Source organism: Azospirillum ramasamyi (assembly GCF_003233655.1).
Lineage (GTDB): Bacteria > Pseudomonadota > Alphaproteobacteria > Azospirillales > Azospirillaceae > Azospirillum > Azospirillum ramasamyi.
The window spans coordinates 226,328-252,852 of record NZ_CP029833.1 but is presented as its reverse complement, the minus strand read 5'-3'; the positions used below and the strand labels follow the sequence as shown (position 1 = coordinate 252,852).

The window sequence follows — 26,525 nt, the reverse complement described above, 5'->3', positions numbered from 1 at the left end:
ACCGGCGGCGTAGAGTCCACAGTTGCGCCGCCGATACCCGCCGTCCTTACGCGGAGCCCTTCATGGCCGACACGCTGTTCCGGATCGCCACCTTCAACCTGGAAAACCTGGACGACGACGCCGACGAGCCGCCCTTCGAGTCGCGGATCGCCACCCTGCGCCCGCAGCTGGAGCGGCTGGAGGCCGACATCCTCTGCCTGCAGGAGGTCGACGCCCAGCACCCGGTGAAGAACGAGCCGCGGACACTGCGTGCGCTCGCCCGCCTGCTGGAGGGCACGCGCTATGCGGAGTATCACGTCACCGCGGGCGACGCCGAGTCGCCGGCCGACCGCCACAACCCGGTGATCGTCAGCCGATGGCCGATCAGGGCGACACGGCTGCTGCGCCATCATCTGGTGCCGCCGGCCCGCGTGCGCCTCGTCACCGCCGACCCGGCGCCGGATCAGGAAACCGAGGTCGGCTGGGACCGGCCGGTCCTGCATGCCGAGGTGGAGATGCCGGATGGCCGCATCCTGCATGTCTTCGACCTGCATCTGCGCGCGCCCATCGCCGCCCCGGTGCCGGGGCAGAAGGCCGGCGCCCAGACCTGGAAGACGGCGGCCGGCTGGGCCGAGGGCTTCTATCTGGCCTCGATCAAGCGGACGGGGCAGGCGCTGGAGACGCGCATGGCCGTCGACCGGCTGTTCGATGCCGATCCCGACGCGCTGATCGTGGTTGCCGGCGACTGCAACGCCGACCTGGAGCAGACCGCCGTCCGCATGATTCGCGCCGCCCCCGACTTCACCGGCAATCCCGATCTGGCGAATCGCGTGCTGGAGCCGCTGGAACAGGCGATCCCCGACGAACGGCGCTATACCGTCCTGCATGCCGGCACGCCGGTGCTTCTGGACCATCTGTTGGCGTCGCCCCGGCTGGCCGAGCGGCTGCGGGAGGTCGCCATCCACAATGAGGAGTTGATCGACGAGGTCGATCACGCCGACGAGCCCTCGCCCGTCAGCTATCACGCGCCTGTGGTGGCGAGCTTCGCGCTGTAGGGCTGGATTCGCCGGGGCAATTGGTGGAAAACAGCGCCTTCGGAATTTATGCGGCGCTCCGGTCCCGTTGAGGGCCGGCGCCAATATGGGGAAACAGCATGTTCACTGCCGCCAGCTTCCGCGTCGGCGACCGCGTGACGATCCGCAGCGGCCAGTCCATTCCGCAATCCACCGCGACGGTGGAGCGCTATACCGAAGGGGGGCGCTGCATGGTGCTGTCCGACGGCAGCGAATGGCGCGCCGACGGGCGCCGCCAGTGGGGCTTCCGCGGCGGCTACTACAAGGGCCCGGTGGTCGAGCCGTTCGAGCCGGGCGACGACGACTTCATCGCCCGCCGCCGCGCCATCGGCGCCATCCGCAAGTTCGGGGACGGCCTGACGATGGACTCTCCGCTGAGCACCGAGGCGTTGCAGCGGATCCTGGAGGTGGTCGATCGCGAGAAGGCGGCGGTGAAGGGGCAGGGGTGAGTCCCTTTCCCTGATCGCGGAAAGGGAACGTGCCGCCAACCGGCGCAGTTGCCTTTCCCGATCCTCCGGACCTCGGTTTCGAATGTTGGCGGTTGCCGGCGCAGTGCCGCGTTGCAACTTGCGGGAGTTTGCAGGGATGGCGCCCAAGGCCCTCCGCACTTCCAAACATACAGCCAGAAAAACAGATTGAAGGGATGTTGCTGTCCGAGGAGGCAGAGATTTACATTCGGTCCTTCCGGTACATCCATGGAGACTACGGCATTGCCGCGTTGGCTCATCTCAAGGATTCACAAGACGGCGAGCACCGCATTTGCCTCGCAGATCACAGAGGCATACGGGCTTGATCGTCTGTGTCCCATCACGTTCGAGTGGGAGTTGTCCCGGTGGGATTCGGACCGGCTTGCAGCCTATTCGATTTTCCAGGGCCATATCTCCGTTTCCGCAATGAGAATGCGCTTCCCGGACATTCGGGCGGTTACGATGCTGAGGGAACCGCGTCGCAGGATTCTCTCAGCCTATTATTTCTGGAAAAGAATTGCAGACAACCATCAGGAAAGCGCTTTCTTTCGTGCGATAAAACCTATGTCGTTGTTGGATTTCCTGCAGTCTCGAGATCCACTGATTTACTCATCCATATATAACGTACAGTCGCGTTTGCTTGCCGGCGGGAATTTCGGCTCCTGCAACCACACGAGGACCAATGTCATTGGGCCGGACCTTCCCGACGATGAGCTGTTTGACATGGCGGTGAATTGTGAAGGCCGTTTCGCTTTTGTGGGGTCCGCCGATCATTATCAAATATCCTTGAATTCGGCATTTTGTCTCATGGAGCTTCCTCCAGCCAAGAATGTCCTGATGACCAATGTAAATCCTGACGGTAATGCCAGATATCAGCAGAATCTTGAAAACCAGAGTATCAGAGAGGCTCTGGAGGCTCTGGTTGTGGTTGACGATTTGGTATACAGGCGCATTGTCAGCAATCTCTCATGCTGATAGGTTTGCCTTCTGCATTCTGGGTCAGCGAAAGCTATCTTCAAATATGGGTGGTATTACTGGCTGGGATGCTCAAGCAGAAATTCGCTGGCTGGCCTCAACGACAGCGTATGTGACCATACGGATTCAGCGGATCAACCGGAGCTGTCGATGCTAGTTTGGCTTTCGTCCTATCCAAGGTCAGGGAATACTTTGACCCGCACGATCCTCAATCGGGTCTTCGGGCTGGAAACCTACTCCGAGTACAACGACAGGTTTGACCTGGGTATCAGCGAAGTCGTGAGTTCCAGCGTCGGGCACCGTACCTATGCGGAGACATGGGATGATTTCTATTCCCGCATCTCGGTGGACGATACCATCAACCTGGTGAAAACGCATGGACCGGCTCAGGATGACAATCCGGCTATCTACATCGTCCGCGATCCACGGTCGGCAATCATATCACAGTTTCATTATTTCAGGTCGCATCCGCTGACCCGCGCGGATTTCAGCATCCCCCAACTGATCGATGGTCAATCCTTCGGGAGCGATTGGAGCAGCAATCTGGATGCTTGGCATCCGCTCGACCGGCCGCATACGTTGTTTCTGCGTTATGAGGAAATCCTGAGCGAGCCTGATCGCATCATTGCCCTGATTTCGGATTTCCTGAAAATGCCTGTCGTCGCAGCTTGGCAGAATCCGTTCGAAAGTCAGAAAGAGCTGCTGCCGACCTTTTTCCGCACTGCTTCGGACCAAGCCAATCTGGCTGAATGGACAGCTGACGATCTGCATGTCCTGTGGGAACGGCATGGTGATTGGATGAGCAGGCTCGGCTACGGCGATGACAGCGCTGTCGCTGGGAACAGTCGATCGCTCGACAAGCCTCCCTCACAGATCGTCTCACATTGGCGGTAGAGCTTGGCAGTTTCCCTTTGGCGGGCAGAGGGGAGGAAGCTCCTCATGTGTTCGACAGAATCGGGCGCGTGCTTAGAATCTCTCTGGCGCTCATTGAGACACCAGACAGATTCTAAGCTTATGGCTGTCCATATGATTCACGCTCCAAGCGATTCCGCGTGACGCGAGCACACTCTAAGAGCGCCTAACAGAACCATCTCTGGACGAAGCGCCAGCAGATGAGGCTGGCCGCGATATGGTGAAAGGCAGTGAAGATGTCGGCGCGCCGTTCGTAGCGTACGCATCCGGTGAGTGCCGCAGTCAGATTGCCTTCCAGTTCCAGGGCAGCAGTTCGGGCAGGCGGTTCTGCGGCAGGTCGGCGATGCGGGCCAGCACGTCGGCCAGCCACGCCTGCGGGTCAACTTCGTTGAGCTTGGCGGTGGTGATCAGGCCGTACATGATCGCCGCCCGCTGCCCGCCGCGATCGGAGCCGCAGAACAGCCACGCCTTTCTGCCCAGGGCGATCCCGCGCAGGCCGCGTTCGGCGGCGTTGTTCGTGAGACACAGCCGGCCGTCGCCGAGGAAGCGCGTGAAGCCGTCCCAGCGCGTCAGCATGTAGTCCATCGCCTTGGCCACGGGGGCATGGCGGGAGAGCCGGGCGCGCTCCGTCCGCATCCAGTTCTCCAGCGTGGCCACCAGGGCGACGCCGTGCTCCTGGCGGGCCGCCAGCCGCTCGGCCGCGGGCTTGCCGTTCAGGGCGCGCTCGAGATCGAAGAGGGCGTCGATGTGGGTCACGGCCTCCAGCGCCAGCGGTGAGATCGGCGGGGCATCCTTGCCGCGTCTGGTGTTCGCGGCGATGTCGGCCAGCTTGAAGAAGCCGCGCCGGGCATGCGCCCAGCACAGTGCGGCGCTGATCGGCCCCGGTCGGCGCTCAGGTTCGTACAGCCGGTTATAGCCGGCGAACGCATCGGCCTGCAGCCAGCCCGTGAAGCCGGCCAGGTGCCGTTCGGGATGCTCGCCCTTGCGGTCTCGCGAATAGTGGAACAGCGCTGCCGGTGGGGCTTGGCCGGCAAACGGCCGGTCATCACGCACATACACCCACAGCCGCCCGGTGTCGGTCTTGCCTTTGGCCAGCACGGGCACGGGCGTGTCGTCTCCATGCAGCCGATCCGCCGCCAGTACATGCGAAGCGATCAGGTCGTGCAGCGGCTTCAGCACCGCGGCGGCGGCGCCCACCTGGTCGGCCAGGGTGGACAGGCTGAGCGGCACGCCCTCGCGCGCAAAGCGTTCGGCCTGCCGGTTCAGCGGCTGATGCTGGCCGAACTTCTCGAACAGGAGGGTGGCCAGCAGGTTGGGGCCGGCCCAGCCCCGTGGGGTGGCGTGGAACGGCGCCGGCGGCTGGCTGATCGTCTCGCAGGCCCGGCAGGAGAACCGTTCCCGCACCGTCTGGATCACCTTCCACTGGCGCGGGATCACCTCCAGCGTCTCGGTGATCGTCTCGCCCAGCTTGCACAGCTTGTCCGAGCCGCAGCACGGGCAGCTCGCCGGTGCCGGCACAACGACGCGCTCGCGCGGCAGGTGGTCGGGGAAGGGTTGGCGTGATGGCCGTTTGCGGGTAAAGGCCGCCACCGCGGTGGTTTTGGCAGCGGCCTGCTCGGCCGCCAGTTCGTCCTCGCTGGCCGTCGCTTCCAACTCTTCGAGCTGGAACTCCAACTGGTCCAGCAGACGCGCCTTGCGCTCGGAGCGCGTCCCGTAGAGTTCGCGCCGGAGTTTCTCGATTTCCAGCTTCAGGCCGGCGATCAGCGCCTCGGTGTTCGACGCCATCGCCTTGGCCCGCGCCGCTTCGGCTTCCGCCGCATCCGCCCGCGCCTCGGCCTGCGCCAAGGCAGCGCGCAAGTTGGCGACGTCGTCGGCCGAGGTGGAGGGGAGCGGGGCGGCGGTCATGGCGCCAGTTTACCTGGGAACGCGCCGTCGAGCCGCCGCAATCGCCCCTGAACCGGTGCGTCGATTCACCGTGTCGCAGTCACCCCGCGGCCTCGGGACGCCAGGTCTTCTGCGGGTTGCGCCAGTCGATGCCTTCGAGCAGATAACCCATCTGCCCAACCGAGATCGACACCGCGCCGTCCGCCGGCGTGGGCCAGATGAAGCGGCCCCGCTCCAGCCTCTTCATGAACAGGCAACTGCCCTGGCCGTCATACCAGATGATCTTCACCAGATCGCCGCGGCGCCCGCGGAAGATGAAGAGATGGCCGCTGTGCGGGTCTTGGGCGAAGCGTTCCTGCACCAGAAGCGCCAAGCTTGCCCAGCCCTTGCGCATGTCGGTGTGTCCGCTGGCCAGCCACACCCGCACGCCACTCGGCACCGGGATCATGCCAGAGCACCGATGACGGCCGCCGCCAGAGCCGGATCGACCGGCCCTTCCAGACGCAGGCGTGCCCCGCCGGGCAGGATGACCTCGAGGATCGCTGGGCTCGTGGCCAGCGTCGCTGGAGGCGGCAATGGTTCAGGGGGCTCCAAGACCGGCGGTTCTGTTACGGTCGGCTCCGGCGTGATGGTCACTGCGACGAAGCTGGACGGTTCGGCCACCGCGCTCCCGCTCGCCTGCATCAGCCCTCGCCAGCGGTATAGCAGACTTTCGTGCACGCCCAGCCGGCGGGCCGCTTCCGTCACCACCACGCCGGGGCGGAACGCCTCCTCGACCATTCGGACCTTCTCCGCCGGCGTGTAATTCCGCCGCCGCTCCGTCCCCGTCAGAACCTCGACCCGCTGGTAAGCCATGACGTTTGCAACTCGTTTGCGTCCGCGCAATGACGCGCCACGCAAATCTCAGACGTCGGACCCTATTTTGCCAAGGCGGCACTCACCGGAGGCGTACTTCGTAGCGGACGGCGATGCGGCGGAAGCGGGCAAACCAAGCGAGCGTACGCTCGACCACCCATCGGTATCGGCCGAGACGCTCGCTGCTCTCGACGCCACGCCGGGCGATCCGCGGAATGATCGCTCGTTGGCGCAGCGCCTGCCGGCAGTGTGCAAAGTCGTAGCCCTTGTCGGCGTGCAGCTTGGCCGGGCGGCGCCGGGGCCGGCCCGCACACTGGCGGATCGCCGGCACGGCATCGACCAGCGCCTCCAGCAGCTTGCTGTCGTGCCGGTTGGCTGGCGAGATCCTCAGGGCGAGCGGGATGCCGTTAGCATCGACGAGGATGTGGCGCTTGGAGCCCGGCTTGCCGCGATCCGTCGGGTTCGGGCCGGTCTCCTCACCCCCCTTTTTGCCGGGACGCTGGCGCTGTCCACCGCTGCACGATCCCAGTTGATGGCGTTGGCATAGCCGAGCCGGTCGAGCAGCACACGATGCAGCCGTTCCCACACGCCAGCCCGATGCCACTCGTGCAGACGCCGCCAGCAGGTCATCCCCGAGCCGCAGCCCATCTCCACCGGCAGAAGCTCCCAAGGAATACCCGTGCGCAGCACGAATAGGATGCCGGTCAGCGCCGCACGATCGTCCAACCGGGGCCGTCCGCCTTTTGGCTTGGGCGGCTCCGGCGGGATCAGCGGTTCGATGATCGCCCACAAGGCGTCGGAAACAAGAGGGGCTGCCATGCCCCTACCAACCGTTCCTGGCCGGTTTTGTTACGCACTCTTAGGCCGCCGGCTTTTTGCGTCACCTTACAATCAAAAGTATTAGAAAAGAGTTATGCTTCATCTGTTTGACTGAATTTTTTGGCAGGGAACAGCGTTTCCGACAAAATTCCCCCTTCATTGGTTTATTTTTTCACCAGAATTCTCTAATTGCACAACCCGCATTACTTTCAATGATCATATCATGTCCTGAAACGCTCTTAAGTTGCTGAATATCTTGTCCTTCTTCTTCATTTCTATACTTGAAATCATATGCAAGGCGGCTAAAGTGTTACCCGCTTGGGGCAAACACTTTTACAAACTGTTGCGCGGGAAATAGGCTTCATGAATTCCGTCACGGAAATGGCTCGAAAAGCCCTCAATGAAGCAAACCATGAACGTGCGGCTGAACTATACAAAGTAAAGATTTCGATGGAGCCTGCCTCCCTTGAGGCATGGAACAATCTTGGAATCTGTTATGCTTTGTCAGGAAAACCAAGAAGAGCTTTGACGCACTTTAAGGTTTCAAGAAATTTGCGTAGAATTGATGCTTCAGCATCTCTTAATTATGCAAAGGCTCTCTTTGAGTCGGAGTTTTACGAACTTTCTGCCGCTGCATTTAAAGAATGCATGAGGATTTCTAGCGACAACCCAATTTTCTACATTGGTGCAGCTCTCTCCTATTCGAAAATGGGAGAAATCGACGCTGCAATAGCCTGCTATCGTTTGGCCATCGACCTCGATCCCGCCAACTCCTCAGCGATCTCTGGAATTGGCACGGTTTTCGAAAGTGCCGGACTCGTCGATCAAGCGTTCATATTTTTCAAGAGGGCGCTTGCCGTTGATAAGTCAAACCATGAAGCAATGGTCGCCTACATGAAGCATCGGGTCCGGGAGAGCGATGCGGATGACCTCGATACTCATATCTTAGAAATTTCAGAGAACAAATTTTTGAATTTAGAGATTATCTCAGATCTGATCAAGCACAATCAAGTAAAGAAGGCCGGGAAATTGATTCGTGGCTATTTCACGAGCCAAGCGAAAAACACTCCGATTGTACCGCGGGGACTATACAAGAACGGATTCATTCTTGCAACGTCGGTGGCGCCAAAAAATCTCGATCATCAATATTCGTGCCTGAAGGGATGGATGAAGCAGGGATTCGAGGTCGTATCCATAAATACAAGAGAAGAATTGGCCAAAATCGTATCTGCCGATCGTCGCTTTAATCGTATCAATTTCGTAGAAGCCCATCGAAGCGCCGACCACATTGGCAAACCTCTTATCTATATTGACGACCTAATCAGTCACATAACAACCAGCCATAAGGACTGGGTTGGAATTATAAATTCAGACATAATGCCATCTGATGATGCCAGCAAGGTCATACTGGAAAAACATGGGGAGAGCCTCGGCAGTGGATCCATGGTCTATTCTCGAAGGACAGATATAAACATCCTGTCAAACGGACAAATTTCCGACAAGAGCAAGTTTTCTTACGGGTTTGATATGTTCTTCTCAATGGCTGGCTCCATGATGACTATTGGGCGGAGTCACCTTGTTTTTGGCGCACCGTGGTGGGACTACTGGCTGCCAATCAATTGTTGCGTGAATGGAATCCATACATTCGAAATCATGGAAGAGATTGGATTTCATGTTCGCCATGACATGAATTGGTCGGAAGAGGCTTACAAAGCCTGCGGAATAGAATTCCTGAATGCTCTAAGAAAGTTAATGGAAAGATCCCGCAACACATCTATCAACGACAGTAATTCACCAAGAAACGTAGAATCGATGAAGCTCTTGAACAACTTGTTCAGCGCCCTCAATGAAAGGACAACAGACCCTGAGGATATTACTCTGGATGATCTACAGATATTCAATATCGTGACGTTGGGAGCGATCGATCTATATGCCAGAAAATCATCCTTTGATGCCGAGTGATTGGACAACCGGCAGCGGTTCCGGGTATCGCGGTGCTCCATGATCCCCTGTTCTTGTTAGAACGGTCAGGCGGACGGGGGCTGTTGGCTTTAGAGTGCGTAACAAAACCGGCCAGGAACGGTTGGTAGGGGCATGGCAGCCCCTCTTGTTTCCGACGCCTTGTGGGCGATCATCGAACCGCTGATCCCGCCGGAGCCGCCCAAGCCAAAAGGCGGACGGCCCCGGTTGGACGATCGTGCGGCGCTGACCGGCATCCTATTCGTGCTGCGCACGGGTATTCCTTGGGAGCTTCTGCCGGTGGAGATGGGCTGCGGCTCGGGGATGACCTGCTGGCGGCGTCTGCACGAGTGGCATCGGGCTGGCGTGTGGGAACGGCTGCATCGTGTGCTGCTCGACCGGCTCGGCTATGCCAACGCCATCAACTGGGATCGTGCAGCGGTGGACAGCGCCAGCGTCCCGGCAAAAAGGGGGGTGAGGAGACCGGCCCGAACCCGACGGATCGCGGCAAGCCGGGCTCCAAGCGCCACATCCTCGTCGATGCTAACGGCATCCCGCTCGCCCTGAGGATCTCGCCAGCCAACCGGCACGACAGCAAGCTGCTGGAGGCGCTGGTCGATGCCGTGCCGGCGATCCGCCAGTGTGCGGGCCGGCCCCGGCGGCGACCGGCCAAACTGCATGCCGGCAAGGGCTACGACTTCGCTCACTGCCGGCGTGCGCTGCGCCAACGAGCGATCATTCCGCGGATTGCCCGGCGTGGCGTCGAAAGCAGCGAGCGTCTCGGCCGATACCGATGGGTGGTCGAGCGTACGCTCGCTTGGTTTGCCCGCTTCCGCCGCATCGCCGTACGCTACGAACGGCGCGCCGACATCTTCACTGCCTTTCACCATATCGCGGCCAGCCTCATCTGCTGGCGCTTCGTCCAGAGATGGTTCTGTTAGGCGCTCTTAATCGAGGCCGCCGGCTTTTCATTGCAACCTTATCCTCACTCCGCCGCGACGGTTTCCCGTACGGCTTCCTCGGCCGGCACCGTGCGGATCAGGTGGTCGAAGGCGGCCAGTGCGGCCTTCGCACCCTCGCCCATGGCGATGACGATCTGCTTGAACGGCACCGTCGTCGCGTCGCCGGCGGCGAACACGCCGGGCAGGGAGGTCTGGCCGCGGTTGTCCACCTCGATCTCGCCGCGCGGGGTGAGCGCCAGCGTGCCCTTCAGCCATTCGGTGTTGGGCACCAAGCCGATCTGCACGAAGATGCCCTCCAGATCCACCCGCTTCAGCTCGCCGCTGTTGCGGTCCTTGTAGGACAGGCCGACGACCTTGTTGCCGTCGCCATGCACCTCGGTGGTCTGGGCCGAGACGATGACGGTCACGTTGGGCAGGCTGTGCAGCTTGCGCTGCAGCACCGCGTCGGCGCGCAGCTGGCTGTCGAACTCGATCAGCGTGACATGGGCCACGATGCCGGCGAGGTCGATGGCCGCCTCGACGCCGGAGTTGCCGCCGCCGATCACCGCCACGCGCTTGCCCTTGAACAGCGGGCCGTCGCAGTGCGGGCAATAGGCCACGCCCTTGTTGCGGTATTCCGCCTCGCCCGGGACGTTCATCGAGCGCCAGCGGGCGCCGGTCGACAGCACCACGGTGCGGGACTTCAGCGAGGCGCCGTTGGCCAGCTTCACCTCGATCAGCCCGCCTTCCTGGGCCGCCGGCACCAGGGCGGTGGCGGTCTGCAGGTTCATCACGTCGACCTCATAGTCCTTGACGTGCTGTTCCAGCGCCGCGGCCAGCTTCGGCCCCTCGGTGTGGGAGACGGAGATGAAGTTCTCGATCGCCATGGTGTCGAGCACCTGACCGCCGAACCGCTCGGCCGCGACGCCGGTGCGGATGCCCTTGCGGGCGGCATAGATGGCGGCCGCGGCGCCGGCGGGGCCGCCGCCGATCACCAGAACCTCGAAGGGGGCCTTGGCCTTGATCTTCTCGGCGGCGCGGGCGACGGCGCCGGTGTCGAGCTTGGCGACGATCTGCGCCACGTCCATGCGGCCCTGGGCGAAGGGCTCGCCGTTCAGGAAGACGGTGGGCACGGCCATCACCTGGCGTTGCTCGACCTCCTGCTGGAACAGCGCGCCGTCGATGGCGACATGCTTGATCCGCGGGTTCAGCGCGCTCATCAGGTTCAGGGCCTGGACCACGTCCGGGCAGTTCTGGCAGGACAGCGAGAAATAGGTCTCGAAGCGGTAATCGCCGTCCAGGTTGCGGATCTGCTCCAGCAACTCCTCGGATTCCTTGGACGGGTGGCCGCCGACCTGAAGCAGGGCCAGCACCAGCGAATTGAACTCGTGCCCCATCGGCAGGCCGGCGAAGGTGACGCCGATGTCGCTGCCGTCGCGGTTGATCGCGAAGGACGGCTTGCGGGCGTCGGCGCCGCTGCGGTCCAGGGTGATCTTGTCCGACAGCGAGGCGATGTCTTCCAGCAGGCCCAGCATTTCCTGCGACTTCGCACCGCCGTCCAGCGACGCGACCAGCGTGATCGGATGGGTGATGCGCTCCAGATAAGCCTTCAACTGCGTCTTCAGATTGGCGTCCAGCATGGCTCTCTTTCCCAACGTCTCGTGTCCGTGGCGGATCGCCTGCCCATGATGGCGGCGGTCCGGGCGGAGAATTGGATGACCCGGATCGGGAGATCGAGTCGGGTGGGGGTGTCGGTTCCGGCGCGTGGTCCGGTTTTGAAACAGTGAAGAGTGCGAAACGTCATCGTCGTCTCCGCGCAGGCGGGGATCCAGACTTTGGAAAAGGCTGCGACAAAAAGCGCTTCTGGGTGCCCGCCTTCGCGGGGATCGGGAAGCCGACGACGAAACCCGTCACGGGAGCTCACCGGGTGGCGCCCGAGGCGGCTGGGTGGCCGGCCCGTTGAAACCGCCTTGCGGCAGTGGCGGCCCGTCCGAGGGTACTGCAATCAAAACCCGCCGGGGCGGCGGGGTGGGGGCCGGCCTGAACCGGCCCCCGATCCGAGGGTTTCCTTGCGGGAAAACCTTAGATCTTGCCGACGAGGTCGAGCGACGGGGCGAGGGTCTTCTCGCCTTCCTGCCACTTGGCCGGGCAGACCTCGCCCGGGTGGGCGGCGACGTACTGGGCGGCCTTGACCTTGCGCAGCAGCTCCTTGGCGTCGCGGCCGATGCCGCCGGCGGTGATCTCGACGATCTGGATCTTGCCGTCCGGATCGACGACGAAGGTGCCGCGGTCGGCCAGGCCGACTTCCTCGATCAGGACCTCGAAGTTGCGGCTGATGGTCAGCGTCGGGTCACCGATCATGGTGTAGCCGATCTTGCCGATGGCCGGCGAGGTGTCGTGCCAGGCCTTGTGGCAGAAATGGGTGTCGGTGGAGACGCTGTAGATCTCGACGCCCAGCTTCTGGAACTCGGCATAGTTGTCGGCCAGGTCTTCCAGCTCCGTCGGGCAGACGAAGGTGAAGTCGGCCGGATAGAAGAACACGACCGACCACTTGCCCTTCAGGTCGGCATCGGTCACTTCGATGAACTTGCCGTTCTTGTACGCGGTCGCCTTAAAGGGCTTAATCTCGCTGTTGATCAAGGACATTTAGTGTTCTCCGATGGGGTGCGATGAATGGTTGTCGCCTCGATCCCCGGCCAGTGGCCGAGACATGCCCGACTTAGTGCGGCGCACCCTGTCGAACAAGGGGGCTGTTTCAGTGGCGGAGGTGAGGCGTCGTTCCGTTGTCCCGTTGACCCAAGGAGGAATACGGGAAATCTGTGATCAAGAGAAGTAGAAAATACCAATTGAATTGATCGAAAAATCCGATTACGTATTCGGGCATGAAGCCGCTCCCGACCCTGCGCCAGCTCCGCTATCTCGTCGCCGTCGTCGACCGCTGCCATTTCGGGCAGGCCGCGGAAGCTTGTCTCGTCAGCCAATCCACGCTTAGCGCCGGCATCCAGGAATTGGAAGACCTGCTGGGCGCCACGCTGGTGGAGCGCACGCGCCGCTCGGTGCTGCCGACCCCGCTCGGCCGCGAGATCGCGGAACGGGCGCGCCAGCTGCTGAAGGGGGCGGAGGAACTGGTGGACATCACCCGCTCCGCCGCCGACCCGATGTCGGGCGCCCTGCATCTGGGGGTGATCCCGACCATCGGCCCCTTCCTGATCCCCCGCGTGATGCCGGCCCTGCGCGAGGCCTTCCCGCGCCTGCGCCTGTATCTGCGCGAGGACCAGACGGCCCGCCTGCTCGGCCAGCTGAACGCCGGCAAGCTCGACGCGGCCCTGCTGGCCTTGCCCTATCCGATGGGCGACCTGGAGACGGAGGACATCGCGGAGGACCGTTTCTGCTTCGTCTGCCCCACCGGCCATCGGCTGAGCGGCGGCGACCCGGCGCAGCCCGTGGCGGTTCCGTCGGAGGATCTGCTGCTGCTGGAGGACGGGCATTGCCTGCGCGACCACGCCATGGCCGCCTGCGCGCTGGACGCCACGCCGCACAACACCGCCTTCCAGGGCACCAGCCTGCACACGCTGGTGCAGATGGTGGCGAACGGGCTGGGGGTGACGCTGCTGCCGCAGATGGCGGTCGATTCGGGCATCCTGCGCGGGCTGGATCTGGCGGTGCGCCCGCTGGCCGGAGACCGGCCCGGCCGCCGCATCGCGCTGGCCTGGCGCCGCACCTCAGGCCGGAAGGAAACCTTCCAGCGGCTGGCCGAGGCGCTCAGGGCGGAGATGACGCGCAACGACGCCTGAGGGGGCCATGATCAAAGTACCGGATCAAAGTATCGCTTGGTCCGACGGGCCCGAGGTGGTTTAAACGGGACGGTTTTTCCCCTTGTCCACCCCGGCGTCCACGCCTTTTTCGGGACACCCCGCGTCATGGTCAGCACCGATACCGCTTCCGCCCCCGGCCCCCTGTTCGACCGAGTCGCCATCCTCGGCATCGGTCTGATCGGCTCCTCCCTGGCGCGGGCGCTGGCGGAATATGGGATCGCGCGGCAGGTCGTCTGCGCCGACCGCAGCGCGGAGGCCTGCGCCAAGGCGCTGGAACTCGGCATCGTGGCGGAGGCCACCACCGATCTGGCGGCGGCGCTGGACGGTGCGGAGCTGGTGGTGCTGGCGACCCCGGTCGGCAGCTTCGCCGCGGTGGGCGAGGCCATCGGGCCGCTTCTGAAGCGCGGAACCATCGTCACCGATGTCGGGTCGGTCAAACAGGCGACGCTGCGCGACATCGGGCCGCATCTGCCCGACGGCGTCCACCTGATCCCCGGCCATCCGGTGGCGGGCACCGAGCATTCCGGCCCCGAGGCCGGCTTCGCCACCCTGTTCCAGGGCCGCTGGTGCATCCTGACCCCGGCGACCGGCGCCGACCGCCATGCGCTGGCGCGGGTGACGGAGATGTGGCGCCGCGTCGGCTCCACCGTGGAGATCATGGAGGCCAGCCACCACGACCGCGTGCTGGCCATCACCTCGCACCTGCCGCACCTGATCGCCTACACCATCGTCGGCACCGCGTCGGATTTGGAGGAGGACACCAAGTCCGAGGTCATCAAGTTCTCGGCCGGCGGCTTCCGCGACTTCACCCGCATCGCCGCCAGCGATCCGGTGATGTGGCGCGACATCTTCCTGAACAACCGCGAGGCGGTTCTGGAGATCCTGCAGCGTTTCACCGAGGATCTGACGGCTCTGCAGCGCTCCATCCGCTGGGGCGAGGGCGAGCAGCTGCAGGACCACTTCACCAAGACGCGGGCGGTGCGCCGGGGAATCATCGACGCCAAGCAGGCGTGAGGGGAGGGGCGCCATCGCCCCCTCTCCATCCCTTCCCCGCGATCGGACCGGCCTTTGGCCGGCCGAGGGCGGGAGAGGGGGCAGCCGGTTCCTACGACGCCCGCAGCGCCCCCAGGAATCCGTCCACCTCCTGCCGCATCCGCCCCGCGTCGCCGGTGACCGTGTCCACCGAGCGCACCATCACGCCGCTGGCCTGTTCGGCGGACGCGGCGGCGGCGGTGACGGCGGCGATGCTGGTGGAAACGGTGCGGGTGCCGTCGGCGGCATCCTGGATGTTGGCGGCGATCTCGCCCACCGCGGCGGATTGCTGCTCCACCGCGGCGGCGACCTCGGCGGCGATCTCGTTGATGCGGACGATGGTGCGGGTGACGGCGCCGATGGTGTCGACGGCGGTGCCCGAGGCGGTCTGGATCTCGGCGATGCGCGCCTGGATCTCGGCGGTGGCCTTGGCCGTTTGGCCGGCGAGCTGCTTCACCTCGCTCGCCACGACGGCGAAGCCCTTGCCGGCCTCGCCGGCGCGGGCGGCCTCGATGGTGGCGTTCAGCGCCAGCAGGTTGGTCTGGCCGGCGATGCCGGAAATCATGTCCACCACCTTGCCGATCTCCTCCGCCGCTTCGGCCAGGCTGCCCATCACGGCGGTGCTGCGTTCTGCGTCGCGGGTGGCGTCGGCGGCGATGCCGGCGGAATCGGCGACCAGCCGGGCGATGCCGGCGAAGCTGGCCGACAGTTCGGCGGTGGCGGCGGCGACGCTGTCGACATTGGCCGAGGCGCGGCCGGCGGCGGACGACACGGCGTCGGAATGGCGCGCCGTCTCGGCCGCGCCCTCCGCCATCGCGCTGGAGGCGGAGGCCATCTCGGCGGTGGAGGCCGACAGCGCTTCGACCAGCCGCTTCACCGTCGCCTCGAAGCCGTCGGCCAGCGTGCGCAGTTCGCGGCGGCGCTCCTCGGCGGCGGCGGTCTTCAGCCGCTCCTGGTCCTGCTGCAGGCGTTCGGTTTCGAGCATGGTGTCGCGGAAGACGCGGGCGGCGGTCGCCATGCGGCCGATCTCGTCGCGGCGGCCCTCCTCGAAACTGGCGGAGAAGTCGCGGGCGGCCAGCCGCTCCAGGGCGCTCGCCACGTCGAGGATCGGGCGGGAGATGCCGCGCACCAGCACGACGCCGAAGCCCAGCGCCAGCAGGGTGCAGAGCGTCACCCCGCCCAGGACCATGCCGCGGGCGCTGTGATAGACCGCGGCCCCCTGGTCGGCGACGATGCCGGCGTCGGCCATGGTGCCGGCGACCAGCGCGTCCAACGCCTCCTGCACACGGGTGAAGGCGACGGCGCTGGGGCGCTTGAAGACATTGACGGCGGATTGGAAGTTGCCGTCGCGCGCCTGGGTGCGCACCCGGTCGGCCGCGGCGGCATAGGCGGTCCAGGCCTCGTCGAAGGCCGCCAGCCGCGCCGCCCCTTCCCCGGCGGTGAAGCGGGCGCCGGCCTCCTGCCGGCGGGCCGCGACCTCGGCCGCCGCGTCGGTCCAGCCCTTTTCCGCCTGGTTCACCTGCATCTCGTTGGTGGCGAGCGCATAGGCGGCCTCGGCGATGCGGTGACTCTGCGCGGCGGAGGTCAGTTGACCGGCCAGCTGGGTCGCCGGCAGCGAGCGGCTGCGCATCGTTTCGGCGGCATTGTTTAGGATTTCAAGTCGGCTCAGCGTGAAAAGTCCAAAGGCGCCGGCCATCACAACAGTGCCCAGAACGGCGATGATGATCTTGGCGCGGATGGTGAGACGCCCGAATGCTCGAATTTTATCCATTATGCCTGCATTCCCGCCAAAGTACCGGCTAGAGGATCCTCTGCCCGATGGAATTGTTCGACACTCAACCTTACTAATCCGAACGTTTAAAATTATCAACGTGGAAGGTGAGTGTATTGGTCGGAGATTGCAGGCGAACGGAAATGGTCACGACCCGGGTACGGTGTCCCGGATGACTGGGACGCAAAAACGAAACGGCCGCCGCACCCGGTTGGTGCGGCGGCCGTTTCGGGACCGGCTGAGGATGGAGGTCAGGCGGCCTTGCGAACGGAACCCAGCTCGGTGAACAGCTTCACCACGGCTTCGACGAAGTCGTTCAGCTGCTCCTGGCCCAGCGCCGAGACCGTGACGTCGTCGACGACCAGGGCCTCGTCGCTGATCCGGCCGCCGGCGGCGGTCAGGTCGGCGCGGTAGGCTTCCGGGGCGGCCAGCAGACGGCCGCGCAGCTTGCCGGGGATGGCGAGCAGCTGGATGCCCTGGTCGATGGCGGCGATCGGCTTGCCGGCATCCAGGAAATGGCCGACGATGCGGCGGGTGTGGGCCGACTGCTGCAGCTTCGCCACGCTGCGCTCACCGCCCGGCAGCAGCAGCATGTCGAAGTCGGCGCCCAGCGCCTCGCTCAGATGCTTGTCCACCGGGAAGTAATGGCCCCAGGACTTGCCGTGCCAGCCGTTGACCAGACCCGTCTCGGTCGAGATGGTACGCAGCGTGGCGCCGGTCTTGATCAGGGCGCGTTGCGGCTCGGTCATCTCCGCTTCTTCAAAGCCGTTGGAGACGAGGATGGCGATGGACTTTCCTGCGAGCGATTGATCCATACTGTCTTGTCCTTTCATAGTTTCACCAAAATACGCCGGACCATCTCCGATGGGATGTTCGACCAGGGGAGAACCCGCCGGAGCAGGGGGCGGTCGGGAAACGGTCATCGCCGCGCAAGCGATTGCGCGGCGGCCAGTTCCGCCCGCCGGTGGCCCGAGGTCGGGTGCCGGCGTGTGGGACCTTCTACGTCCCGGATCGGTTTGTTTTCAGCATGCGAAGTTAATTGGTCCCGAAGCGGAGCCAAGTCAACAACGGATTCCGCGCCGCACCCAAGGCTGCGCCTCCGCGGATCCGCGCCGCGGCAGGTGATTTAGCGGTAATTTCCAGCCCCGTTCAAGACTTTCGGCCTAACCGGCCTGTACCACCGGTTGATGCGGCGCAGGTCTGCCATACCATGGGGGCGTGGCTTCGCCGGCGGCTTATGACGAATGAACCGATTCAAAACCGTTCGGACATAAAAAAGCGGCCGGGGGGAAGGCCCCCGGCCGTCGGCAAGTCAAAGCATCAGCCGTTCGAAAAGATCCGGCTCGCACACCGGATCACGGACCAATTCCGATGATCGGAACCTGCGATCAATGGAACTGGTCAGCCTCGGTGGAGTCCTTGTACGCGGTGGTCGAGGAGGTGCCGCCGGAGATCGCCGTGGCGACCGCGTCGAAGTAGCCGGTGCCGACTTCGCGCTGGTGCTTGGTGGCGGTGTAACCGTCCTTCTCGGCCGCGAATTCGGCCTCCTGCAGTTCGGAGTAGGCGGCCATGCCGCGCTCGGCGTAACCCTTGGCGAGGGTGAAGGCCGAGTAGTTCAGGCTGTGGAAGCCGGCCAGCGTGACGAACTGGAACTTGTAGCCCATCGCGCCCAGCTCGCGCTGGTACTTGGCGATGGTGGCGTCGTCCAGGTTGGCCTTCCAGTTGAAGGACGGCGAGCAGTTGTAGGCCAGCATCTTGCCCGGGAACTGCTTGTGGACGGCCTCGGCGAAGCGGCGCGCCTCGTCCAGGTTCGGCTTGGAGGTCTCCCACCACATCAGGTCCGAATACGGCGCGTAGGACAGGCCGCGGGCGATGCAGTGATCGACGCCCATGCCCTTCTTCAGGCGGAAGAAGCCCTCGGTGGTGCGGCCGGCGTCGAAATCGATGAAGGGATGGTCACGCTCGTCGATGTCCGAGGTGATGAGCTGCGCCGACTCGGCGTCGGTGCGGGCGATCACCAGGGTCGAGGTGCCGCAGACGTCGGCGGCGAGACGGGCGGCGTTCAGCGTGCGGATGTGCTGCTGCGTCGGGATCAGAACCTTGCCGCCGAGATGGCCGCACTTCTTTTCGGACGCCAGCTGGTCTTCCCAGTGCACGCCGGCGGCGCCGGCCTTGATCATCGCCTTCATCAGCTCGAAGGCGTTCAGCGGGCCGCCGAAACCGGCCTCGGCGTCCGCGATGATCGGCGCGAACCAGTAGGTGTCGCCCTTGCCCTCGGAGGTCTGGATCTCGTCGGCGCGCTTGAAGGCGTTGTTGATGCGCTCGACCACCGCCGGGACCGAGTTGACCGGATACAGGCTCTGGTCCGGGTACATCTGGCCGGCCGTGTTGGCGTCGCCGGCGACCTGCCAGCCCGACAGGTAGATGGCCTTCAGGCCGGCCTTGACCGCCTGCATCGCCTGGTTGCCGGTCAGCGCGCCGAGCGTGTTGATGTACGGCTCGGTGTGCAGCAGTTCCCACATGCGCCGCGCGCCCAGCTCGGCCAGCGTGTACTCGATCTTGACCGAGCCGCTCAGACGCTTGACGTCGTCCATGGTGTAGTCGCGGCGGATGCCCTCGTAACGGGCGGCGTGGATGGCGGCCTTGGTCTTTTCATCGAGCGACATGGGTCAGGTTCCTTATGTCCGGTACGCCCGGTTGATCGGGGCGGAACTTGGGTCTCGGGGCGGGCCTTTTGTCGGTCCCTGCGGCTGGTTTGCAGCGGCGTTTCCTCCCGCCGGTTTCGTCTGCAGTTTGCCGTCTTCGGGGCCGCTTGCGCTTTACAGCGCGGCCGTGAACCAAGACTTAAACCCGGTCTGGGTGCGTTGCAATAAGCCCTTGTTTGTAAAAAGGTCCGTTTGTAAACTGCCGTTTTCACAATCCTGTAAATCCGTAAATCTTGTAAATTCCGAGAACTGCCGGAGGCCTGTGGTGGCGAGCATGGAAAAGAAGGCGATGCTGGGTCCGAAGGTCCGCCGCCTGCGCCGCGACCACGGGCTGACCCAGGCCCAGATGGCGGAGCAGCTGGGCATCTCCCCCAGCTATCTGAACCTGATCGAGCACAACCAGCGCCCGGTCACGGTGCCGCTGCTGCTGAAGCTGGGCCACCAGTTCGGCGTCGATCTCCAGGCCTTCGCCGAGGACGAGGAAAGCCGGCTGGTGGCGGGGCTGCGCGAGGTGTTCTCCGATCCGCTGTTCGACGGCTCCGACATCAAGAACCAGGATTTCCGCGAACTGGCGGCGGTGGCGCCGACGCTGGGGCAGGCGGTGGTGGCGCTCTACCGCGGCTTCCGCGGCGCGCGCGACGATCTGCAGGCGCTGGCGGAGCGGGTGGCCGACCGCGAGAAGCTGCATCTGGTGCAGAGCGCCGGCTTTCCGCAGGACGAGGTGCGCGACCTGTTCCAGACCCATTCCAACCATTTCCCGGAGCTGGAGGCGGCGGCCGAAAGCCTGTGGCAGGACGGCAGGCTGGAGCGCGGCGATCTCTATCGCGGGCTGGTCGACTGGCTGAACACCCAGCACAGCGTGCGCGTCCGCCTGCTGCCGTCGGAAGTGATGGGCTATGCCGTGCGCCGCTTCGACCGCCACAGCCGGCGCATCCTGCTGTCGGAGATGCTGGCTCCGTCGGGCCGCAACTTCCAGCTGGCCTGCCAGATCGCGCTGCTGCGCCACCGCGACCTGCTGAACGGCATCGTCGACGCCGCCAACCTGTCCGGGGACGAGGCGCGGCGGCTGGCCCGCATCGGGCTGGCCAATTATTTCGCCGCGGCGGTGCTGATGCCCTATGCCCGCTTCCACGAGGCGGCGACCCAGCTGCGCTACGACATCGAGATCCTGCGGCGGCGCTTCGACGCGTCCTTCGAGCAGGTCTGCCACCGCCTGACCACCCTGCACCGGTCGGGGGCCAAGGGCGTGCCCTTCTTCTTCATGCGGGTGGACAGCGCCGGCAACGTGTCGAAACGCTTTTCCGGCGCCGGCTTCCACTTCGCCCGCTTCGGCGGCGGCTGTCCGCGCTGGGTCGTCTACGAGGCCTTCCGCACGCCGGGCAAGATCCACAGCCAGATGGCGGAGATGCCGGACGGCACCGCCTATTTCTCCGTTGCCCGCACGGTGGTGAAGGCCGGCGGCGGCCACCGCAGCCCGCCGCAGCAATTCGCCGTCGCCCTCGGCTGCGATGTTCAGCATGCGGCTCAGGTCACCTATGCGGACGGGTTCGACCTGTCCAACACCAGCGCGGCGACGCCGATCGGGGTGAATTGCCGGCTCTGCCCGCGGCTGGACTGTTCACAACGGGCGTTTCCGCCGCTGAATCACCGGCTTATCGTCGACGAGAACCTGCGCGGGCTGTCGCCCTACCTGTTCGCTCCGCCCAGCGCGGAATAGGGCGCCGATTGACCGGGATCAATGTTGTACGGCGCAGTTTGTGTTGTTTTCCGGAAAGCCCGTCATTTGACTGGTATAAATCCGTGGCCTTCGACCGGGATTGTTGATAGGTTTCGGCCGTTGCGTCGCGGCAGCTCCGCTTGCGTGTTCACGCACCGGCCACCTGAACGCAGCGTCCCGGACGATTGTTTGAACATTGCGGCTTGAACACCGCCAACCGAGCTTTGCCTCGACAGGTTTTGGAACGCCCCCATGAGCAATCTGATCAAAGAACGCGTGCTGACCGTTCACCACTGGACCGACACGCTGTTCAGCTTCACCACCACGCGCGATCCGTCCTTCCGCTTCCTGCCGGGGCAGTTCACCATGATCGGGCTGGAGGTCGACGGCCGGCCCCTGCTGCGCGCCTACAGCCTGGTCAGCGCGCATTACGAGGAAACGCTGGAGTTCTTCAGCATCAAGGTGCAGGACGGCCCGCTGACCTCGCGCCTGCAGCACCTGAAGGAAGGCGACACGCTGCTGGTGAACCGCAAGGCGACCGGCACGCTGATCACCGACAACCTGCTTCCCGGGCGGAACCTGTATCTGCTGAGCACCGGCACCGGCCTGGCGCCGTTCCTCAGCATCATCAAGGACCCGGAGATGTACGAGAAGTTCGACCGGGTGATCCTGACCCACGGCACCCGCACCGTGGCGGAGCTGGCCTATGACGACCTGATCCACCACAGCCTGCCGGAGAACGAGTTCTTCGGCGAGCAGGTGAAGGAAAAGCTGCTGTATTACCCGACGGTGACGCGCGAGCCCTTCCGCAACCAGGGCCGCCTGACCACGCTGATGGAGACCGGCAAGCTGTACAGCGACCTGGGCCTGCCGGAGCTGGACGCCGAGAAGGACCGCGTGATGATCTGCGGCAGCCCGGCGATGCTGGCCGAGACCACCGCGATGATGGAGAAGCGCGGCTTCGTCATGGGCACCAACGGCGAGCCGGGCGGCTTCGTCATCGAGAAGGCCTTCGTCGAGCGGTGACGTCTCGTAGGTGAGGGGAGAGCGCTTCTCCACAAAGTTACATCGCCCAACGGAATAATCTCCCCTCCCGCACGTTTACCACTCGGTGACGATGGCACGTCACTCAATCCTTGACCGACCTGACGGGCGCGCCTCCTCCGGGGGCGCGCCCATTTTCCGTCCGGCTCCCCATTTTCCGTCCAGTTCCGGTGAATAAAAACGCCCTCCCGCCTGTTGGTGCGACGGTCACCGTTCAAACTGTCAAGCCTTTGGTGTAGACATCCAGCCCATGCGCCTGATCCTCATCCTCGCCGCGATCCTCGTCGCCGGCCTCGCGAATCTCGCCGTCTGGTCCCTGCCGAACCTCCCGGTGCCGCTCGATCCGCCGCCGGGCGGCAAGCTGCGCAGCGTGTCCTTCGCCCCGTTCCGCGACGGCCAGAGCCCGCTGACCCAGGTCTTCCCCACCAATGCCCAGATCGAGGAGGATCTCGCGGCCTTGGCGCCGCAGGTGGCGGGCATCCGCACCTACACCTCGCTGGAGGGGCTGGAGGTGGTGCCGGAGATGGCGCGCAAGCACGGCATCCAGGTCACCATGGGGGCGTGGCTGTCCTCCAAGACCGAGAAGAACGAGGCGGAGATCGCCTCGCTGATCGACCTCGCCAACCGCTATCCCGACGTCATCACCCGCGTCATCGTCGGCAACGAGGTGCTGCTGCGGTGCGAACTGACGCCGGAGCAGGTGACCGGCTACATCGACCGGGTCAAGGCGGCGGTGAAGCAGCCGGTGTCCTACGCCGACGTGTGGGAATGGTGGCTGAAGTATCCGCAGATCGCGGACCACGTCGATTACCTGACCATCCATCTGCTGCCCTATTGGGAGGACGTGCCGGCAGGCGTGGACGGCGCCACCGAGCGCATCCGCAACAGCTACCGTACAATCGCCCAGCGCTTCCCCGGCAAGCCGATCCTGGTCGGCGAGACCGGCTGGCCGACGCAGGGGCGCTCGCGCGGGGCCGCCGTGCCGGGGCTGGTCAACAAGGCGACCTTCGTCAACGCCTTCGTCCGCATGGCCGAGCAGGAGGGCTTCGACTACAACGTGATCGAGGCCTTCGACCAGCAGTGGAAGGCCAAGCTGGAGGGCACCGTCGGCGGCCATTGGGGCCTCTACAACGCCGACCGCACGCCGAAATTCTCGCTGGCCGGGCCGGTGGTCGGCAATGTCGCCTGGCCCTGGCTGTTCGCGGCGTCCAGCGGGCTGGCGCTGGTGCTGCTGGGCGGGCTGGCGCTGCTGCGCCGCCATCTGCCGGGCACCGGCTGGGTGGTGCTGATCCTGCTGGCCCAGGCGCTGTCCACCCTCTATGTCCGCGCCGCCTTCCTTGCGGTGCACGGCAGCAAGCATTATTGGCAGGACACCACGCTGGCCGTGGTCATGCTGGCGCTGACCGCCGCCCTGGCGCTGGCGGTGCTGCTGACCGCCCATCGCACGCTGGCGAGCGGCGGGCTGGCGCGCGAGCCGCTGGTCGGCCTGCGCCACGCCCGCCCGGCCCTGACCCGCACCGAGCGGGTGGGGCGGTGGAGCGCGGTCGCGCTGGGCGTCATGGCGCTGGTCTGGTCGCTGCTCATCATCTACGACGGCCGGTACCGCGACTTCCCCAACCCCTACCTGCTGATCCCGGCGCTGGCGCTGCCGGCGCTGGGGCTGATCCGTGCCGCCCGCCGCCCGTCGGGGACGGAGACGCGCGACGCGCTCGGCATCGCCAGCCTGTTCCGGCCGGCGGTCCCGGCGGACGACGGCGAGCCGCGCGGGCTGCGGGGTGCCGTCCGCGCCATGCCGGTGGAGTCGGTGCTGGGCTTCGGGCTGCTGCTGGCCGCGCTGCTGACCGTGCTCGCCGAGGGCTTCGTGCCGCTCGAATCGCTGATCTACGGCCAGCTTCCCTTCATGGAGGCCCTGCACGAGGTCGATTGGACCCTGCCGAACTGGGAGGCGCTGGGCTGGGCGGCCTTGCAGGTGCTGCTGGCGCTGCCCTTCCTGGCCGGGGTTTGGAGCGCCCGTCGTCCGCTGCGGCGGATTTGACGGTGCGGTTTTCCGAGGCCCATTGCGCCGGCCGCGGTGCTGTGGATTGATGGACGGGTTCTTCGCAACCGGAGACCCGCTCCATGTCCCCCGACCTTTGGCTCGCCTTCGCCGCCGCCTCCGCCGTGATGCTGATGATTCCGGGGCCGACGGTGCTGATCGTCGTGTCCTATGCGCTGGGCCATGGGCGGAAGTCGGCGATGGCGACGGTCGCGGGGGTGGCGCTGGGCGATTTCACCGCCATGACCGCCTCGATGCTGGGGCTGGGGGTGCTGCTGACGGCCTCGGCGGGGCTGTTCACCCTGCTGAAATGGGCCGGCGCCGCCTATCTGGTCTATCTCGGCATCAAGCTGTGGCGGGCGCCGGTCCGGGATGCCGGGACGGTGGCCGACGACTCGGGCGTGCGGCCTTGGCGGATGATGCTGCACACCTATGCCGTCACCGCGCTGAATCCCAAGAGCATCGTCTTCTTCGTCGCCTTCCTGCCGCAGTTCCTCGATCCCGGCCGGCCGCTGCTCGAACAGATGGTGGTGATGGAGGCGACCTTCCTGGTGCTGGCGACGCTGAACGCCGCCGGCTACGCCCTGCTGGCCTCGGCGGCGCGGCGCGCGGTGCGGACGCCCTCGGTGCAGCGCAGGGTCAACCGGGTCGGCGGGTCGCTGCTGATGGGGGCCGGGCTGCTGACCGTCGCCTGGAAACGGACCGCCTGACGCGCCCCGCTTATGCCCGGCCCGGGCATGAGCGGGGCGCGACACATCCACGCAGCCGGCAGTTCATTGACAAAGCAAGATAACTTCACGAAAAATTGCTGGCAACCAGGGAGATGCACGCGCCGGTAACCTGCATGGAGCCGGCGGAAGCGAATCGAACCGCGGGGGCGGTGATGGCCGACGGCTGCAGCAGGGGCGAAAAGGCGGATGAGGCCCGGCGGGACTCGTCCGCAGGCGCCGTGGGCGATGTCCTGGAATTCGCGGCAGAGACCGTCGATGCGGCCGGCGGCCGGCAGAATCCGCCCTGGCAGATCCTGATCGTCGACGACGACCACGAGGTCCACGCCATCACCCGCGTCGTCCTGGGCGAAATGACCTTCGAGGAGCGTCCGGTCCGCTTCCTGTCGGCCTACACCGCGCGGCAGGCGCGGTCGCTGCTGGCCGAGAACCCAGGTATCGCCGCCATCCTGCTGGACGTGGTGATGGAGACCGACGACGCCGGGCTGAAGCTGGTCCGCCACATCCGCGAGGAGATGGGCAACCGGCAGATCCGCATCATCCTGCGCACCGGCCAGCCGGGGCAGGCGCCGGAACGGCAGGTGATCGCCGCCTATGACATCAACGACTACAAGGCCAAGAGCGAGCTGACGGCGCAGAAGCTCTACACCGCCACCGTCGCGGCCCTGCGCTCCTACCAGCATATCACGGCCATCGAACGCGGCCGGCAGGGGCTGGAGCGGGTGATGGAGGCAGCCGTCCATCTGGCCGGGCTGCGGTCGCGCTCCCAGTTCCTGGCCGGCCTGGTGGGGCGGGCGTCGGCCCTGCTGACCAACGCCGCCACCGCCCTGCTGTGCGGAGCCGGGGAGGGCGGCGGAGTGACGATCCTCGCCGAGGCCGGGATCCCGGCCGATCTGCCGGCCGACCTGCCGGCGGAGGCCGCCGCCGACATCGCCGCCGCATTGGACGATGGGCAGGCGCGATGGGGCGCGCGGCATGGGGTGGCCGTGCTGCGCGGCCGCGATACGGCGCCGCTGGCGCTCTGCCTGCTCGGCGGTCCCTTCGCCGAGGACGACCGGCCGCTGCTGGAACTGCTCTGCACCAAGGCGGCGGTCGGGCTGGACAATCTGCGGCTCTACGAGCGGCTGAACGAGGCGCAGGTCGCCACCGTCCACGCGCTCGGCAAGCTGGCCGAATACAAGGACGAGGTCACCGGCGACCATGTGAAGCGGCTGGGCCGCTGGGCCACGGCGATCGCGCGCGAACTGCATGCCCGCGGCGATTTCGCCGACGAGCTGGACGACTGGTTCTGCGACACCATCGGGCTGGCCAGCGTGCTGCACGACGTCGGCAAGGTCGGCATCCCGGACGCCATCCTGCGCAAGCCCGGACGGCTGGACGAGGCGGAGATGACGGTGATGCGCGACCATGCCTCCATCGGCGGCAGCATCCTGCGCGACGCCTGCGGCGGCGACCGGCGCGGCTACCTGTCGATGGGGGCGGAGATCGCCGAGAGCCATCACGAGAGGTTCGACGGCAGCGGCTATCCGCGCGGACTGGCCGGCGACGCCATTCCGCTGGCCGGCCGCGTCGTCGCCGTCGCCGACGTCTTCGATGCGCTGCTGCACTGCCGCCCCTACAAGAAGGCGTGGGACATGGTGGAAGTGCTGGATCTGCTGCGCACCGAATCGGGCCGGCATTTCGACCCGCGCGTCGTCGACGCCTTCCTGGCGGTGCTGACGCGGGAAGGGGCGGGGGTGTAGAACCGCCGCCCCTGCGGCCCCGCAGCCCCATGCCTGCGAAGGCAAGCGGCCGTCCGGCCCCGCCCGCCGTTT

General features: G+C 65.3%; 20 protein-coding genes and 3 pseudogenes. 13 read left to right on the top strand and 10 right to left on the bottom strand.

What is annotated here, in order from left to right; translation table 11 throughout:
* Positions 1-62: 62 nt before the first annotated feature.
* The 4 genes from DM194_RS23425 to DM194_RS23415 all read left to right on the top strand — a co-directional run bounded on the left by DM194_RS23425 (position 63) and on the right by DM194_RS23415 (position 3,388).
* Positions 63-1,034: an endonuclease/exonuclease/phosphatase family protein gene (locus tag DM194_RS23425; RefSeq protein ID WP_111069967.1), complete on the top strand. Its 972-nt coding sequence runs from the start codon at positions 63-65 to the stop codon at positions 1,032-1,034.
* Positions 1,035-1,132: 98 nt separating this feature from the next.
* Positions 1,133-1,501 carry a hypothetical protein gene (locus tag DM194_RS23420; protein WP_111069966.1) on the top strand — a complete coding sequence of 123 codons (369 nt, stop codon included), beginning with the start codon at positions 1,133-1,135 and terminating at the stop codon, positions 1,499-1,501.
* 261 nt (positions 1,502-1,762) lie between these two features.
* Positions 1,763-2,494: a hypothetical protein gene (locus DM194_RS28330; protein ID WP_162630177.1), complete on the top strand. Its 732-nt coding sequence runs from the start codon at positions 1,763-1,765 to the stop codon at positions 2,492-2,494.
* Between the two features lie 192 nt (positions 2,495-2,686).
* Positions 2,687-3,388 (top strand): sulfotransferase domain-containing protein, encoded by a 702-nt coding sequence (locus DM194_RS23415; protein ID WP_162630176.1) that lies wholly within the window; start codon positions 2,687-2,689, stop codon positions 3,386-3,388.
* A 184-nt stretch (positions 3,389-3,572) separates the two neighbouring features.
* Here DM194_RS23415 and DM194_RS23410 read toward each other — a convergent pair.
* From DM194_RS23410 to DM194_RS23390, 5 genes and pseudogenes are all read right to left on the bottom strand, one after another.
* Positions 3,573-3,668, bottom strand: a pseudogene (locus DM194_RS23410) (IS5/IS1182 family transposase); the annotation flags it as partial.
* Positions 3,669-3,688: 20 nt separating this feature from the next.
* A complete protein-coding gene (tnpC, locus tag DM194_RS23405; protein WP_111069964.1) occupies positions 3,689-5,311 on the bottom strand; it encodes an IS66 family transposase in 1,623 nt (540 codons plus the stop codon).
* Positions 5,312-5,390: 79 nt separating this feature from the next.
* The gene (tnpB, locus tag DM194_RS23400; RefSeq protein WP_111065522.1) at positions 5,391-5,738 is read right to left on the bottom strand and encodes an IS66 family insertion sequence element accessory protein TnpB; all 348 of its coding nucleotides are present in this window, start codon (positions 5,736-5,738) and stop codon (positions 5,391-5,393) included.
* Entirely contained in the window at positions 5,735-6,145 is a 411-nt protein-coding gene (gene tnpA, locus DM194_RS23395) for an IS66-like element accessory protein TnpA (protein WP_111067545.1), read from the bottom strand. Before tnpA ends, tnpB begins: the two co-directional genes overlap by 4 nt.
* Positions 6,146-6,236: 91 nt before the next feature.
* A pseudogene (locus DM194_RS23390) lies at positions 6,237-6,964 on the bottom strand (IS5 family transposase); the annotation flags it as partial.
* 363 nt (positions 6,965-7,327) lie between these two features.
* On the opposite strand from DM194_RS23390, the gene DM194_RS23385 reads away from it, so the two are divergent.
* Both DM194_RS23385 and DM194_RS23380 read left to right on the top strand, forming a co-directional pair.
* Positions 7,328-8,926, top strand: a complete 1,599-nt coding sequence (locus DM194_RS23385) for a tetratricopeptide repeat protein (RefSeq protein ID WP_111069963.1) — start codon at positions 7,328-7,330, stop codon at positions 8,924-8,926.
* 132 nt (positions 8,927-9,058) lie between these two features.
* Positions 9,059-9,777 (top strand): annotated as a pseudogene (locus tag DM194_RS23380) (IS5 family transposase); the annotation flags it as partial.
* A gap of 131 nt (positions 9,778-9,908) precedes the next feature.
* Here DM194_RS23380 and ahpF read toward each other — a convergent pair.
* Entirely contained in the window at positions 9,909-11,504 is a 1,596-nt protein-coding gene (ahpF, locus tag DM194_RS23375; RefSeq protein ID WP_111069961.1) for an alkyl hydroperoxide reductase subunit F, read from the bottom strand.
* Positions 11,505-11,946: 442 nt separating this feature from the next.
* Positions 11,947-12,510, bottom strand: a complete 564-nt coding sequence (gene ahpC / locus DM194_RS23370) for an alkyl hydroperoxide reductase subunit C (protein ID WP_111069960.1) — start codon at positions 12,508-12,510, stop codon at positions 11,947-11,949.
* Positions 12,511-12,746: 236 nt separating this feature from the next.
* Between ahpC and DM194_RS23365 the strand changes: the two genes are divergently transcribed.
* Both DM194_RS23365 and DM194_RS23360 read left to right on the top strand, forming a co-directional pair.
* Entirely contained in the window at positions 12,747-13,658 is a 912-nt protein-coding gene (locus DM194_RS23365; RefSeq protein WP_111069959.1) for a hydrogen peroxide-inducible genes activator, read from the top strand.
* A 126-nt stretch (positions 13,659-13,784) separates the two neighbouring features.
* Positions 13,785-14,693 carry a prephenate/arogenate dehydrogenase family protein gene (locus tag DM194_RS23360; RefSeq protein ID WP_111069958.1) on the top strand — a complete coding sequence of 303 codons (909 nt, stop codon included), beginning with the start codon at positions 13,785-13,787 and terminating at the stop codon, positions 14,691-14,693.
* 91 nt (positions 14,694-14,784) lie between these two features.
* On the opposite strand, the gene DM194_RS29010 is transcribed toward DM194_RS23360, so the two are convergent.
* The 3 genes from DM194_RS29010 to aceA form a co-directional block, all read right to left on the bottom strand.
* Entirely contained in the window at positions 14,785-16,482 is a 1,698-nt protein-coding gene (locus DM194_RS29010; RefSeq protein WP_111069957.1) for a methyl-accepting chemotaxis protein, read from the bottom strand.
* A gap of 251 nt (positions 16,483-16,733) precedes the next feature.
* The gene (locus tag DM194_RS23350; protein WP_111069956.1) at positions 16,734-17,297 is read right to left on the bottom strand and encodes a DJ-1/PfpI family protein; all 564 of its coding nucleotides are present in this window, start codon (positions 17,295-17,297) and stop codon (positions 16,734-16,736) included.
* A gap of 573 nt (positions 17,298-17,870) precedes the next feature.
* Positions 17,871-19,148, bottom strand: a complete 1,278-nt coding sequence (aceA, locus tag DM194_RS23345) for an isocitrate lyase (RefSeq protein ID WP_111069955.1) — start codon at positions 19,146-19,148, stop codon at positions 17,871-17,873.
* A gap of 313 nt (positions 19,149-19,461) precedes the next feature.
* On the opposite strand from aceA, the gene DM194_RS23340 reads away from it, so the two are divergent.
* The 5 genes from DM194_RS23340 (at position 19,462) to DM194_RS23320 (ending at position 26,453) form a co-directional block, all read left to right on the top strand.
* On the top strand, positions 19,462-20,904 hold the full coding sequence (locus DM194_RS23340) for a helix-turn-helix domain-containing protein (protein ID WP_111069954.1): 1,443 nt from the start codon (positions 19,462-19,464) through the stop codon (positions 20,902-20,904).
* A 252-nt stretch (positions 20,905-21,156) separates the two neighbouring features.
* Complete coding sequence (locus tag DM194_RS23335; RefSeq protein ID WP_014189844.1) at positions 21,157-21,930, top strand: ferredoxin--NADP reductase; 774 nt, start codon at positions 21,157-21,159, stop codon at positions 21,928-21,930.
* 268 nt (positions 21,931-22,198) lie between these two features.
* Entirely contained in the window at positions 22,199-23,983 is a 1,785-nt protein-coding gene (locus DM194_RS23330; protein ID WP_111069953.1) for a glycoside hydrolase family 17 protein, read from the top strand.
* An 83-nt stretch (positions 23,984-24,066) separates the two neighbouring features.
* Positions 24,067-24,693 (top strand): LysE family translocator, encoded by a 627-nt coding sequence (locus tag DM194_RS23325; protein WP_111069952.1) that lies wholly within the window; start codon positions 24,067-24,069, stop codon positions 24,691-24,693.
* A gap of 113 nt (positions 24,694-24,806) precedes the next feature.
* A complete protein-coding gene (locus DM194_RS23320) occupies positions 24,807-26,453 on the top strand; it encodes a response regulator (protein ID WP_246024613.1) in 1,647 nt (548 codons plus the stop codon).
* Positions 26,454-26,525: the final 72 nt, after the last annotated feature.